We start from the raw sequence: 11,929 nt of genomic DNA, 5'->3' as shown, positions 1-11,929 counted from the left end.
GTAGCCTGCGGCTAAGTTAAGGGATATCTCATGCGTACAGAATATTGCGGGCAGCTGCGTCAGTCCCACGTCGGACAGCAGGTGACCTTGTGTGGTTGGGTCAACCGTCGTCGTGATCTTGGCAGCCTTATCTTTATCGATATGCGCGACCGTGAAGGCATCGTGCAGGTGTTTTTCGATCCAGACCGCGCCGATGCGTTAAAGCTGGCAGCTGAACTGCGTAACGAGTTCTGCATCCAGGTGACCGGTACCGTGCGTGCGCGTGACGAGAAAAACATCAACAGCGACATGGCGACCGGCGAAATCGAAGTGCTGGCGACCGATCTGACCATCATCAACCGTTCAGAATCGCTGCCGCTGGATTTCAACCACGTCAATACCGAAGAAGCGCGTCTGAAATATCGCTACCTCGATCTGCGTCGCCCGGAAATGGCCGAACGCCTGAAAACCCGCGCGAAAATCACCAGCCTGGTGCGCCGCTTTATGGACGATCACGGTTTTCTCGATATCGAAACCCCGATGCTGACCAAAGCGACCCCGGAAGGCGCACGCGACTACCTCGTGCCATCCCGCGTCCATAAAGGCAAATTCTACGCGCTGCCACAGTCTCCTCAGCTGTTCAAACAGCTGCTAATGATGTCCGGTTTCGACCGCTACTATCAGATCGTCAAATGCTTCCGTGACGAAGACCTGCGCGCTGACCGTCAGCCAGAATTTACCCAGATCGACGTCGAGACCTCCTTCATGACTGCCGAGCAGGTGCGTGAAGTGATGGAAGCGCTGGTACGCAGCCTGTGGCTGGACGTGAAGGGTGTGGATCTGGGCGACTTCCCGATCATGACCTTCGCCGAAGCCGAGCGCCGTTACGGCTCCGACAAGCCAGACCTGCGTAACCCGATGGAGCTGGTGGACGTTGCCGACCTGGTGAAAGGCGTAGAGTTTGCGGTCTTCTCCGGCCCGGCTAACGATCCGAAAGGCCGCGTGGCTGCCCTGCGCGTACCGGGCGGTGCAAGCCTGAGCCGTAAGCAGATCGACGACTACGGTAACTTCATCAAGATTTATGGCGCGAAAGGCCTGGCTTATATCAAAGTCACCGAGCGCGCGAAAGGCATCGAAGGCATCACCAGCCCGGTGGCGAAATTCCTGAATGCTGAGATCGTCGAATCCATCCTGGCGCGCACCGAAGCCCAGGACGGCGACATGATCTTCTTCGGGGCAGACAACAAGAAAGTGGTTGCCGATTCAATGGGCGCACTGCGTCTGAAGTTGGGTAAAGATCTGAACCTGACCGACGAAGCCAAATGGGCGCCGCTGTGGGTTATCGACTTCCCAATGTTTGAAGACGACGGCGAAGGCGGCCTGACCGCTATGCACCACCCGTTCACCTCGCCGAAAGATATGAGCGCGGCAGAGCTGAAAGCGGCGCCGGAAGATGCTGTGGCGAATGCCTACGATATGGTCATCAACGGCTACGAAGTGGGTGGCGGTTCCGTGCGTATCTACAGCGGTGAAATGCAGCAGACCGTGTTTGGTATTCTGGGCATCAACGAACAAGAGCAGCGCGAGAAGTTTGGCTTCCTGCTGGACGCGCTGAAGTACGGTACTCCGCCGCACGCGGGCCTGGCCTTTGGTCTGGATCGCCTGACCATGCTGCTGACCGGTACCGACAACATTCGTGATGTTATCGCCTTCCCGAAAACCACCGCCGCGGCGTGTCTGATGACCGAAGCGCCAAGCTTTGCTAACCCAACCGCCCTGAGCGAGCTGGGTATCGAAGTGGTGAAAAAGGAAGAGAAAAACTGATATGGCATATAAGCTTCCCGTTTCCGTGTTAGTGATCATTTATGCAGAAGACACGAAGCGGGTGCTGATGTTGCAGCGACGCGACGATCCCGCCTTCTGGCAGTCGGTAACCGGCAGCCTGGAGGAGGGAGAAACCGCGTTGCAGGCCGCCGCGCGCGAAGTAAAGGAAGAGGTCACCATTGACGTTGCTCGCGAGCAACTGACCCTGAAGGACTGTCAGCGCACGGTGGAGTTTGAAATTTTTAGTCATTTACGTCATCGCTATGCGCCGGGGACTGAACGCAATACAGAATCCTGGTTCTGCCTTGCGCTTCCCCACGAACGGGAGATCGTGTTCACCGAACATTTGACCTACCGCTGGGTTAATGCGACCGAAGCTGCGGCGTTAACCAAGTCGTGGAGCAACCGGCAGGCGATTGAAGAATTTGTAATTAACGCCGCCTGAAAGGGCGCGCTCTTTGAGGATATTTTTATGGCAGGTCATAGTAAGTGGGCCAACACCAAACACCGCAAAGCGGCACAGGATGCCAAACGCGGTAAGATCTTTACCAAAATCATTCGCGAGCTGGTCACCGCAGCCCGTCTGGGTGGCGGCGATGCCGGTTCCAACCCGCGTCTGCGCGCAGCGATCGATAAAGCGCTGAGCAACAACATGACCCGCGACACCCTGAACCGTGCTATCGCCCGTGGCGTAGGCGGCGATGAAGACGCGAACATGGAAACCATCATTTATGAAGGTTACGGTCCTGGCGGTACAGCGGTCATGGTTGAATGTCTGTCCGACAACCGTAACCGTACCGTGGCGGAAGTGCGTCATGCCTTCAGCAAAACCGGTGGCAACCTGGGTACCGACGGTTCCGTTGCCTACCTGTTCAGCAAAAAAGGCGTCATCTCCTTCGAGAAAGGCGACGAAGATGTGATCATGGAAGCGGCGCTGGAAGCCGGTGCTGAAGATGTGGTGACCTATGACGACGGCGCGATTGACGTCTATACCGCATGGGAAGAGATGGGCGCGGTGCGTGATGCACTGGAAGCGGCGGGCCTGAAAGCCGACGCGGCTGAAGTCTCCATGATCCCGTCCACCAAAGCGGATATGGATGCGGAAACCGCACCAAAACTGCTGCGTCTGATCGATATGCTCGAAGATTGCGACGATGTGCAGGAAGTCTACCACAACGGTGAAATCTCCGACGAGGTTGCGGCTACGCTGTAATGGCCCAACGTAAACCAATAACCGGAGCGGCGTGATGGCAATTATTCTCGGTATTGACCCGGGCTCACGCATCACCGGTTATGGCGTTATCCGTCAGGTCGGGCGACAGTTGACCTACCTGGGCAGTGGGTGTATCCGTACCAAAGTGGACGATCTGCCGTCGCGCCTGAAGCTGATCTATGCGGGCGTGACGGAGATCATCACCCAGTTCCAGCCGGACTATTTCGCCATTGAACAGGTATTTATGGCGAAAAACGCCGACTCGGCGCTGAAGCTTGGCCAGGCGCGCGGCGTGGCGATTGTTGCGGCGGTGAATCAGGATCTGCCGGTGTTTGAATACGCCGCACGGCAGGTTAAGCAGACCGTGGTGGGAATTGGCAGTGCGGAAAAAAGCCAGGTGCAGCACATGGTGCGTACCCTGCTTAAACTGCCCGCCAATCCGCAGGCGGATGCTGCCGATGCCCTGGCGATCGCCATTACCCATTGCCACATCAGCCAGAATGCGGTGCAGATGAGCGAATCGCGGCTCAATCTGGCGCGCGGTCGATTGCGCTAAATGTAAAAATCAGGCTGGATGTTTATCCAGCCTTTTTTTATTATGGCAGCGGTAACTTTTAGCCCTTAACGCAGGAGCGTCACGTGATAGGCAGACTCAGAGGCATCATTCTAGAAAAACAACCCCCGATAGTGCTGCTTGAGACCGGAGGCGTGGGCTACGAAGTCCATATGCCAATGACCTGTTTCTATGAATTGCCGGACGCGGGCAAGGAAGCGATTGTCTTTACCCACTTTGTGGTGCGTGAAGATGCCCAGCTGCTGTATGGCTTTAACAACAAGCAGGAACGCACCCTGTTTAAAGAGCTGATTAAAACCAACGGCGTGGGGCCAAAACTGGCGCTGGCGATCCTCTCCGGGATGTCGGCTCCGCAGTTTGTTAACGCCGTAGAGCGTGAAGATCCCGCTGCCCTGGTTAAGCTCCCTGGCATCGGTAAGAAAACGGCCGAGCGCCTGATTGTCGAGATGAAAGATCGCTTTAAAGGTCTGCATGGCGATCTGTTTACCCCTGCCGCCGACCTGGTGCTGACCTCACCGGCTGGCCCGGCAACAGACGATGCGGAACAGGAAGCGGTTGCCGCGCTGGTGGCGCTGGGCTATAAACCTCAGGAAGCGAGCCGGATGATTAGCAAAGTGGCTAAACCGGACGCCACCAGTGAAACCCTGATTCGTGAAGCGCTGCGCGCCGCATTGTGAGGTAAAGGATGATTGAAGCAGACCGTCTGGTCTCGGCAGGCAGTGTTCAGACAGAAGATCTGGTGGACAGGGCGATCCGCCCGAAACTGCTTGATGAGTATATTGGCCAGCCGCAGGTGCGTTCGCAGATGGAGATCTTTATCCAGGCGGCGAAACTTCGCGGCGATGCCCTCGATCACCTGTTGATTTTCGGCCCGCCGGGGCTCGGGAAAACGACCCTCGCCAATATCGTCGCCAATGAGATGGGCGTGAACCTGCGCACCACCTCCGGCCCGGTGCTGGAAAAGGCAGGGGATCTGGCGGCGATGCTGACCAACCTTGAACCCCACGACGTGCTGTTTATCGATGAGATCCACCGCCTGTCACCGGTGGTGGAAGAGGTGCTCTATCCGGCGATGGAAGATTACCAGCTGGATATCATGATTGGCGAAGGTCCGGCAGCGCGTTCGATTAAGATCGATCTGCCGCCTTTCACGCTGATTGGCGCCACCACCCGCGCGGGGTCGTTAACCTCACCGCTGCGCGATCGTTTCGGCATTGTGCAGCGTCTTGAGTTTTATCAGGTGCCCGATCTCCAGCACATCGTCAGCCGCAGCGCGCGCTTTATGGGGCTGGATATGAGCGAAGAGGGGGCCTTTGAAGTGGCGAAGCGTTCCCGCGGGACGCCACGTATTGCCAACCGGCTGCTGCGCAGGGTGCGTGATTTTGCCGAAGTGAAACACGACGGCACTATTTCGCATGAGATCGCCGCCCAGGCGCTGGATATGCTGAACGTCGATGCCGAAGGATTTGACTATATGGACCGCAAGCTGCTGCTGGCGGTGCTGGATAAATTCTTTGGCGGGCCGGTCGGGCTTGATAACCTGGCGGCAGCGATTGGCGAAGAGCGTGAGACAATTGAAGATGTGCTGGAGCCCTATCTGATCCAGCAGGGCTTTTTGCAGCGTACGCCGCGCGGGCGCATGGCGACGGTGCGGGCCTGGGATCACTTTGGCATTACGCCGCCGGAGATGCCGTAACTGGCGGTTGGTTTTAAGTAGGCCCGGTAAGCGTAGCGCCACCGGGCAATTAATAACCTCAGCTGGCTGGTTTCTTCATCATGCTGAAGATAAACAGCACTGCCGCACACAGCACTACCGACGGTCCGGCAGGGGTGTCGTAAAACGCCGAGAAGGTGAGCCCGCCGGTGACGGCAATCATCCCCACACCCACGGCCACACCGGCCATCTGCTCCGGCGTACGGGCAAAACGACGGGCGGTGGCGGCTGGGATAATCAGCAGTGAGGTGATGATCAGCGCCCCGACAAACTTCATCGCCACGCCAATGGTCAGGGCGGTGACCAGCATCAGCAGCAGTTTCACGCGTTGCAGCTTCACGCCATCAACAAAGGCTAAATCCGGGCTGATGGTCATCGCCAGCAGGTTACGCCACTGCCACAGCAGGATTGCGAGGACTATTACCACCCCGATGGCAATGGCGATCAGATCATCAGGCGTCACCGCCAGCAGATCGCCAAACAGATAGGCCATCAGATCCACGCGAATATTGGACATCAGGCTGACTACCACCAGACCCAGCGATAGGGCGCTGTGAGCCATGATCCCAAGCAGCGTATCCACCGCCAGATGCGGGCGCTTCTCCAGCCAGACCAGGCCAGCGGCCAGCAGCAGCGTAACCACAATCACCGCGTAGAAAGGATTCACATCCAGCAGCAAACCAAACGCCACCCCCAGTAGGGAAGCGTGCGCCAGCGTATCGCCAAAGTAGGACATCCGGCGCCAGACAACAAACGAGCCCAGTGGACCCGCCGCGCAGGCGAGCATCATCCCGGCCAGCCAGCCGGGCAGTAAGAGTTCAATCATGAGTTACCGTTTCCCCGGCGAAGGACAATGCGTCCCTGCAAATCATGGCGGTGGTTGTGATGGTGGCGATAAATGCCCAGCTGTTCGGCACCGCGAGGACCAAACATCGAGATAAACTCCGGATGCATGGAGACCACTTCCGGCGTGCCGGAGCAGCAGATGTGATGGTTCAGACAGAGCACTTCGTCCGTTTTCGCCATGACCAGATGCAGGTCGTGCGACACCATCAGGACGGCGCAGTCCAGCTCTTTACGCAGCTGATCGATGAGGTCATACAGGGCAACCTGGCCGTTGACATCCACACCCTGAGTCGGCTCGTCGAGCACCAGCAGCTGCGGCTTATTCAGCAGGGCGCGGGCCAGCAGCACACGCTGGGTTTCGCCACCGGAGAGCTTTTGCAGGGGCGCGTCGATAAGATGCCCGGCCTGCACCCGCTTGAGCGCCGGAAGAATATCCTCTTTACGCGTATCGGGACGCAGACGCAGGAAACGGCTGACCGTCAGCGGCAGCGTGGCGTCCAGATGCAGTTTCTGAGGGACATAGCCAATACGTAGCTGCCGGTCACGCTTGATCAGGCCTGCATCGGGTGCTACCAGACCGAGTACAACCCGCACCAGTGTTGATTTACCCGCGCCATTGGGGCCGAGCAATGTCAGAATTTTGCCTGGCTTCAGATCCAGCGAAACGTCAGAGAGGACGCGGCGCTGACCAAATGAAACCGAAATATTTTCGAGAGAAACCAAAGTCGTCATATCAATTTATGCTTGCAGAAGTCATCGAATGTTATAATATCACATTCCACATGTTCATTACGATGATTAGTCGCATTATGTTACAGAAAAATACGCTTCTTTTCGCTGGATTATCCGCCGCCCTTTGGGGTACCGCAGTACAAGATGTTAACGCCGCCGTTGTCGCTTCGCTTAAACCGCTCGGTTTTATCGCTTCAGCTATTGCAGATGGCGTCACAGAAACCCAGGTTTTATTACCTGATGGTGCGTCAGAGCATGACTATTCTCTGCGCCCTTCGGACGTAAAACGTTTACAAAACGCGGACTTAGTAGTATGGATTGGCCCGGAGATGGAAGCCTTCATGCAAAAGTCAGCGAGTCAGCTGCCTGACGCTAAACAGGTTAACATCTCTGGCCTTGCAGGTGTGAAACCGCTTCTCATGAAAGGGGCGGATGATGACGATCACGACCACGATCATGGCCATGGTGCAGAGGAAAAAGGTGATGAGCATCACCATCACGGTGACTACAACATGCACCTTTGGCTTTCACCAGAAATAGCGCGGCTGTCAGCGGTTGCAATCCATGAAAAATTAGTGGAACTTATGCCGCAAAGTCGAGCCAAACTAGACGCCAACCTGAAGGATTTTGAGGCACAACTTGCCGCAACCGATAAGCAGGTGGGTACCGAGCTCGCACCATTGAAAGGTAAGGGATATTTCGTTTTTCATGATGCCTATGGCTACTACGAAAAACACTACGGTCTTACGCCGCTTGGCCACTTCACCGTGAATCCAGAAATTCAACCTGGTGCGCAGCGTTTACATGAAATCAGAACACAGTTGGTTGAGCAAAAAGCGACCTGCGTTTTTGCTGAGCCACAGTTCAGGCCAGCGGTCGTTGAAGCCGTGGCAAGGGGAACGTCCGTACGTATGGGCACCCTTGATCCATTGGGAACCTCTATCCAGTTGAGCAAAGCGAGCTATTCGCAGTTCCTCAGCCAACTGGCGAACCAGTATGCGAGCTGCCTGAAAGGAGATTAACGAGGAAGTGATTACGTGCAACAGATAGCCCGCTCTGTCGCCCTGGCATTTAACAATCTGCCCCGGCCCCACCGCGTCATGCTGGGGTCGCTTACAGTTCTCACCTTAGCGGTCGCCGTCTGGCGGCCCTATATTTACCACCCAAATTCCGCGCCAGTTATCAGAACCATTGAGCTGGAAAAGAGTGAAATTCGCTCCCTGCTGCCGGAAGCCAGTGAACCTATCGACCAGGCCCCACAGGAAGAAGAAGCTATTCCGCAGGATGAGCTTGATGAAAAGACCGAAGCCGAAGTGGGCGTACACGAATATGTCGTGTCAACGGGCGATACATTAAGCAGCGTTCTGAACCAGTACGGCATTGAAATGGGTGAAATCAGCCAGCTTGCTGCGTCTGATAAAGATCTGCGAAACCTGAAAATCGGTCAACAGCTCTCCTGGACCCTCACCGATAACGGTGACTTGCAGCGCCTGACCTGGGAAGTCTCCCGTCGTGAAACCCGCACTTACGATCGTACTGAAAACGGTTTCAAGATGAGCAGTGAAATGCAGCAGGGTGACTGGGTTAACAGCGCCATCAAAGGCACCTTAAGCGGCGGTAGTTTTGTTGCCAGCGCCCGTGATGCGGGGCTGACCAGCGGTGAAATCAGCTCGGTGATCAAAGCCATGCAGTGGCAGATGGACTTCCGTAAGCTGAAAAAAGGCGATTCGTTTTCGGTGCTGATGTCCCGCGAAATGCTGGACGGCAAGCGCGAACAGAGCCAGCTACTGGGCGTCCGTCTACGCACGGATGGTAAAGACTATTACGCCATCCGCGCCGAAGACGGTAAATTCTACGATCGTAACGGTACGGGTCTGGCGAAAGGCTTTTTACGCTTCCCGACCTCGAAACAGTTCCGCGTCTCTTCGAACTTTAACCCGCGTCGTCTGAACCCGGTCACTGGCCGTGTTGCGCCGCACCGTGGGGTGGATTTCGCCATGCCGCAGGGTACGCCTGTTCTGGCAGTCGGTGACGGCGAAGTGGTCATGGCAAAACGCAGTGGCGCGGCGGGCTATTATGTCGCCATACGTCACGGGCGCACCTACACCACGCGCTATATGCACCTGCGTAAGCTGCTGGTGAAGCCTGGCCAGAAGGTCAAACGTGGCGACCGTATTGCGCTGTCGGGCAATACCGGGCGTTCTACCGGCCCGCATCTGCACTATGAAGTGTGGATCAACCAGCAGGCGGTTAACCCGTTAACGGCGAAGCTGCCGCGCACCGAAGGGCTGACCGGTAAAGACCGCAGCGATTATCTGGCACAGGTCAAAGAAGTTATTCCGCAGCTGACCCTGAATTAATTCAGCAGCGATAAAAGCCGGTGCACTCCTGCACCGGCTTTTTCTTTTGTGCGTTGCACATGGCCTCGCTAAACTATCTCATCATTCTTTAAAGCCTCACCCGCCCTGGAAAAAGCATGGAAACCAAAAAGAACAATAGTGAATACATTCCTGAATTTGAGAAGTCGTTTCGTCATCCGCGCTTCTGGGGCGCCTGGCTGGGTGTCTATGCGTTTGCAGGTATTGCGATGCTGCCTCCCTCCGTGCGCGATCCGCTGCTCGGCAAAGTGGGGCGCCTGGCGGGCAAACTGGGCAAAAGCGCCCGCCGTCGCGCCCAGATAAACCTTTTTTACTGCTTCCCGGAGAAGAGCGAGGCAGAACGCGAAGCCATCATTGATGAGATGTTCACGACCGCGCCGCAGGCGATGGCGATGATGGCTGAGCTGGCCTTACGCGGGCCGGAAAAAATGACCAGCCGGGTCGACTGGAAAGGGCTGGAGATCATCGAAGAGATGCGTCGCAACGATGAAAAGGTGATCTTCCTGGTGCCGCACGGCTGGGGCGTGGATATTCCGGCGATGTTGATGGCCTCGCAGGGGCAAAAAATGGCGGCCATGTTCCACAATCAGGGAAATAAGGTCTTTGATTATGTCTGGAACACCGTGCGTCGTCGCTTCGGCGGACGCCTGCATGCCCGTAACGACGGGATTAAGCCATTTATTCAGTCCGTACGTCAGGGCTACTGGGGATACTATCTCCCGGATCAGGATCACGGTGCGGAACACAGCGAGTTTGTTGATTTCTTTGCCACCTATAAAGCGACGTTACCCGCCATTGGCCGCTTGATGAAAGTATGCCGGGCACGGGTGATTCCGCTCTTCCCCATTTATGACGGCAAAACCCATCGACTGACGATTGAAGTCCGCCCGCCGATGGATGACCTGCTGACGGCGGACGACAACACTATTGCACGCCGGATGAACGATGAGGTGGAGATCCTGGTGGGGCCCCACGCGGAGCAGTACACCTGGATCCTGAAGCTGCTGAAGACGCGCAAGCCGGGCGAGAAAGAGCCGTACAAGCGCAAAGAGCTCTATCCGAAGAAATAAAAAATCCCCCGGAAACGGGGGATTTTTTTATTGCCCGGCGGCGCTGCGCTTGCACGGGCCTACGGACCTGTAGGCCGGGTAAGCGCAGCGCCACCCGGCGAAACCGTCGGATTATTCGACGGTCATCACGCGGGTGGTGTTGGTCGAGCCGATGGTGCTCATTACATCGCCCTGGGTGACGATAACGATATCCCCGGACACCAGATAACCTTTATCGCGCAGCAGGTTCACGGCGTCATTTGCCGCGGCCACACCGTCGTTATTGCTGTCGAAGAACACCGGCGTTACGCCGCGATAGAGCGCGGTCAGGTTCAGGGTGCGCTCATGGCGGGACATGGCGAAGATCGGCAGACCGGAGCTGATACGGGAGGTCATCAGCGCGGTACGGCCCGATTCGGTCATGGTGATGATCGCCGTCACGCCCTTCAGGTGGTTCGCCGCGTACATGGCGGACATCGCAATCGCCTCTTCCACGTTGTCGAACTGAATGTCCAGACGGTGTTTAGAGACGTTGATGCTTGGGATCTTCTCTGCACCCAGGCAGACGCGCGCCATTGCGGCCACGGTCTCCGCCGGATACTGACCGGCAGCGGTTTCCGCAGAGAGCATCACCGCATCGGTACCGTCGAGGACGGCGTTCGCCACGTCCATCACTTCCGCACGGGTCGGCATCGGGTTGGTGATCATCGACTCCATCATCTGGGTTGCAGTGATCACGGAGCGGTTAAGCTGACGCGCACGGCGGATCAGCGCTTTCTGGATCCCGACCAGTTCCGGGTCGCCAATCTCAACGCCCAGGTCACCGCGGGCAACCATCACCACATCAGAAGCCAGGATGATATCGTCCATCGCATCCTGGCTGCAGACCGCTTCAGCACGTTCTACTTTCGCCACGATTTTGGCATCGCAGCCTGCCTCGCGCGCCAGACGGCGGGCATAGTTCAGATCTTCGCCACAGCGCGGGAAGGAGACGGCCAGATAATCCACGCCGATATCCGCGGCGGTGATGATGTCGGCTTTGTCTTTTTCGGTCAGAGCTTCAGCAGAGAGACCGCCGCCCAGCTTGTTGATGCCTTTGTTGTTGGAGAGCGGGCCGCCAACGGTCACTTCGGTGAAGACCTTCATGCCCTGAACGTCGAGCACCTTCAGCTGAACGCGACCATCGTCGAGCAGCAGGATATCGCCCGGTACCACGTCAGCAGGCAGGCCTTTGTAGTCGATGCCCACTTTCTCTTTATCGCCTTCGCCTTTGCTCAGGTTGGCATCCAGCAGGAACTTATCCCCGATATTGAGGAAAACTTTGCCTTCTTTGAAGGTGGAGACACGGATTTTTGGACCCTGCAGATCACCGAGGATAGCGACATGACGTCCCAGTTTTGCCGCGATCTCACGGACCTTGTCTGCACGTAATTTATGATCTTCTGGCGTACCGTGAGAGAAGTTCATACGCACTACGTTGGCGCCTGCGGCGATAATTTTCTCAAGGTTATTATCGCGGTCAGTAGCCGGGCCTAAGGTGGTAACGATCTTGGTTCTGCGAAGCCTTCTGGACATGTAATACTCCGTTGTCTAAAACAACCTGGTGTTGCGTGAACGATG

General features: G+C 56.6%; 12 protein-coding genes. 9 read left to right on the top strand and 3 right to left on the bottom strand.

The genetic code is table 11. The annotated features are described in order from the left end of the window. Nucleotides 1-30: 30 nt before the first annotated feature. The 6 genes from aspS (at nt 31) to ruvB (ending at nt 5,286) form a co-directional block, all read left to right on the top strand. Entirely contained in the window at nt 31-1,803 is a 1,773-nt protein-coding gene (aspS, locus tag GNG26_RS13785; protein WP_156239135.1) for an aspartate--tRNA ligase, read from the top strand. A gap of 1 nt (nt 1,804) precedes the next feature. Further along, a complete protein-coding gene (nudB, locus tag GNG26_RS13780) occupies nt 1,805-2,248 on the top strand; it encodes a dihydroneopterin triphosphate diphosphatase (protein ID WP_103180066.1) in 444 nt (147 codons plus the stop codon). Nucleotides 2,249-2,275: 27 nt separating this feature from the next. Then, the gene (locus tag GNG26_RS13775) at nt 2,276-3,016 is read left to right on the top strand and encodes a YebC/PmpR family DNA-binding transcriptional regulator (protein WP_103180065.1); all 741 of its coding nucleotides are present in this window, start codon (nt 2,276-2,278) and stop codon (nt 3,014-3,016) included. Between the two features lie 34 nt (nt 3,017-3,050). After that, complete coding sequence (gene ruvC / locus GNG26_RS13770) at nt 3,051-3,572, top strand: crossover junction endodeoxyribonuclease RuvC (RefSeq protein WP_103180064.1); 522 nt, start codon at nt 3,051-3,053, stop codon at nt 3,570-3,572. 83 nt (nt 3,573-3,655) lie between these two features. Next, a complete protein-coding gene (gene ruvA / locus GNG26_RS13765) occupies nt 3,656-4,267 on the top strand; it encodes a Holliday junction branch migration protein RuvA (RefSeq protein ID WP_103180063.1) in 612 nt (203 codons plus the stop codon). A gap of 8 nt (nt 4,268-4,275) precedes the next feature. Continuing rightward, nucleotides 4,276-5,286 (top strand): Holliday junction branch migration DNA helicase RuvB, encoded by a 1,011-nt coding sequence (gene ruvB, locus GNG26_RS13760; protein ID WP_103180062.1) that lies wholly within the window; start codon nt 4,276-4,278, stop codon nt 5,284-5,286. A gap of 58 nt (nt 5,287-5,344) precedes the next feature. On the opposite strand, the gene znuB is transcribed toward ruvB, so the two are convergent. Both znuB and znuC read right to left on the bottom strand, forming a co-directional pair. Continuing rightward, entirely contained in the window at nt 5,345-6,130 is a 786-nt protein-coding gene (gene znuB, locus GNG26_RS13755) for a zinc ABC transporter permease subunit ZnuB (RefSeq protein WP_103180061.1), read from the bottom strand. Further along, nucleotides 6,127-6,882 carry a zinc ABC transporter ATP-binding protein ZnuC gene (gene znuC / locus GNG26_RS13750; RefSeq protein WP_103822382.1) on the bottom strand — a complete coding sequence of 252 codons (756 nt, stop codon included), beginning with the start codon at nt 6,880-6,882 and terminating at the stop codon, nt 6,127-6,129. The genes znuB and znuC overlap by 4 nt, the downstream gene beginning before the upstream one ends. Before the next feature lie 77 nt (nt 6,883-6,959). On the opposite strand from znuC, the gene znuA reads away from it, so the two are divergent. From znuA to lpxM, 3 genes are all read left to right on the top strand, one after another. Continuing rightward, the gene (znuA, locus tag GNG26_RS13745) at nt 6,960-7,904 is read left to right on the top strand and encodes a zinc ABC transporter substrate-binding protein ZnuA (protein WP_139157123.1); all 945 of its coding nucleotides are present in this window, start codon (nt 6,960-6,962) and stop codon (nt 7,902-7,904) included. A gap of 15 nt (nt 7,905-7,919) precedes the next feature. After that, the gene (mepM, locus tag GNG26_RS13740; protein ID WP_114314610.1) at nt 7,920-9,242 is read left to right on the top strand and encodes a murein DD-endopeptidase MepM; all 1,323 of its coding nucleotides are present in this window, start codon (nt 7,920-7,922) and stop codon (nt 9,240-9,242) included. Nucleotides 9,243-9,358: 116 nt separating this feature from the next. After that, a complete protein-coding gene (gene lpxM / locus GNG26_RS13735; RefSeq protein ID WP_156239133.1) occupies nt 9,359-10,330 on the top strand; it encodes a lauroyl-Kdo(2)-lipid IV(A) myristoyltransferase in 972 nt (323 codons plus the stop codon). A 111-nt stretch (nt 10,331-10,441) separates the two neighbouring features. Here lpxM and pyk read toward each other — a convergent pair whose 3' ends face one another. Further along, entirely contained in the window at nt 10,442-11,884 is a 1,443-nt protein-coding gene (pyk, locus tag GNG26_RS13730; protein ID WP_114314612.1) for a pyruvate kinase, read from the bottom strand. Nucleotides 11,885-11,929 lie beyond the last annotated feature (45 nt).

Source organism: Leclercia sp. J807, from assembly GCF_009734465.1.
Classification (GTDB): Bacteria; Pseudomonadota; Gammaproteobacteria; order Enterobacterales; family Enterobacteriaceae; genus Enterobacter.
This window is presented reverse-complemented; position numbering and strand designations above follow the sequence as displayed.

Excerpts from the sequence above, each read along its gene's own strand:
- znuA (WP_139157123.1), top strand. The coding sequence starts at position 6,960 with ATGTTACAGAAAAATACGCTTCTTTTCGCTGGATTATCCGCCGCCCTT.
- GNG26_RS13775 (WP_103180065.1), top strand. The coding sequence starts at position 2,276 with ATGGCAGGTCATAGTAAGTGGGCCAACACCAAACACCGCAAAGCGGCA.
- ruvB (WP_103180062.1), top strand. The coding sequence starts at position 4,276 with ATGATTGAAGCAGACCGTCTGGTCTCGGCAGGCAGTGTTCAGACAGAA.
- znuC (WP_103822382.1), bottom strand. The coding sequence starts at position 6,882 with ATGACGACTTTGGTTTCTCTCGAAAATATTTCGGTTTCATTTGGTCAG.
- znuB (WP_103180061.1), bottom strand. The coding sequence starts at position 6,130 with ATGATTGAACTCTTACTGCCCGGCTGGCTGGCCGGGATGATGCTCGCC.
- nudB (WP_103180066.1), top strand. The coding sequence starts at position 1,805 with ATGGCATATAAGCTTCCCGTTTCCGTGTTAGTGATCATTTATGCAGAA.
- pyk (WP_114314612.1), bottom strand. The coding sequence starts at position 11,884 with ATGTCCAGAAGGCTTCGCAGAACCAAGATCGTTACCACCTTAGGCCCG.
- aspS (WP_156239135.1), top strand. The coding sequence starts at position 31 with ATGCGTACAGAATATTGCGGGCAGCTGCGTCAGTCCCACGTCGGACAG.
- ruvC (WP_103180064.1), top strand. The coding sequence starts at position 3,051 with ATGGCAATTATTCTCGGTATTGACCCGGGCTCACGCATCACCGGTTAT.
- lpxM (WP_156239133.1), top strand. The coding sequence starts at position 9,359 with ATGGAAACCAAAAAGAACAATAGTGAATACATTCCTGAATTTGAGAAG.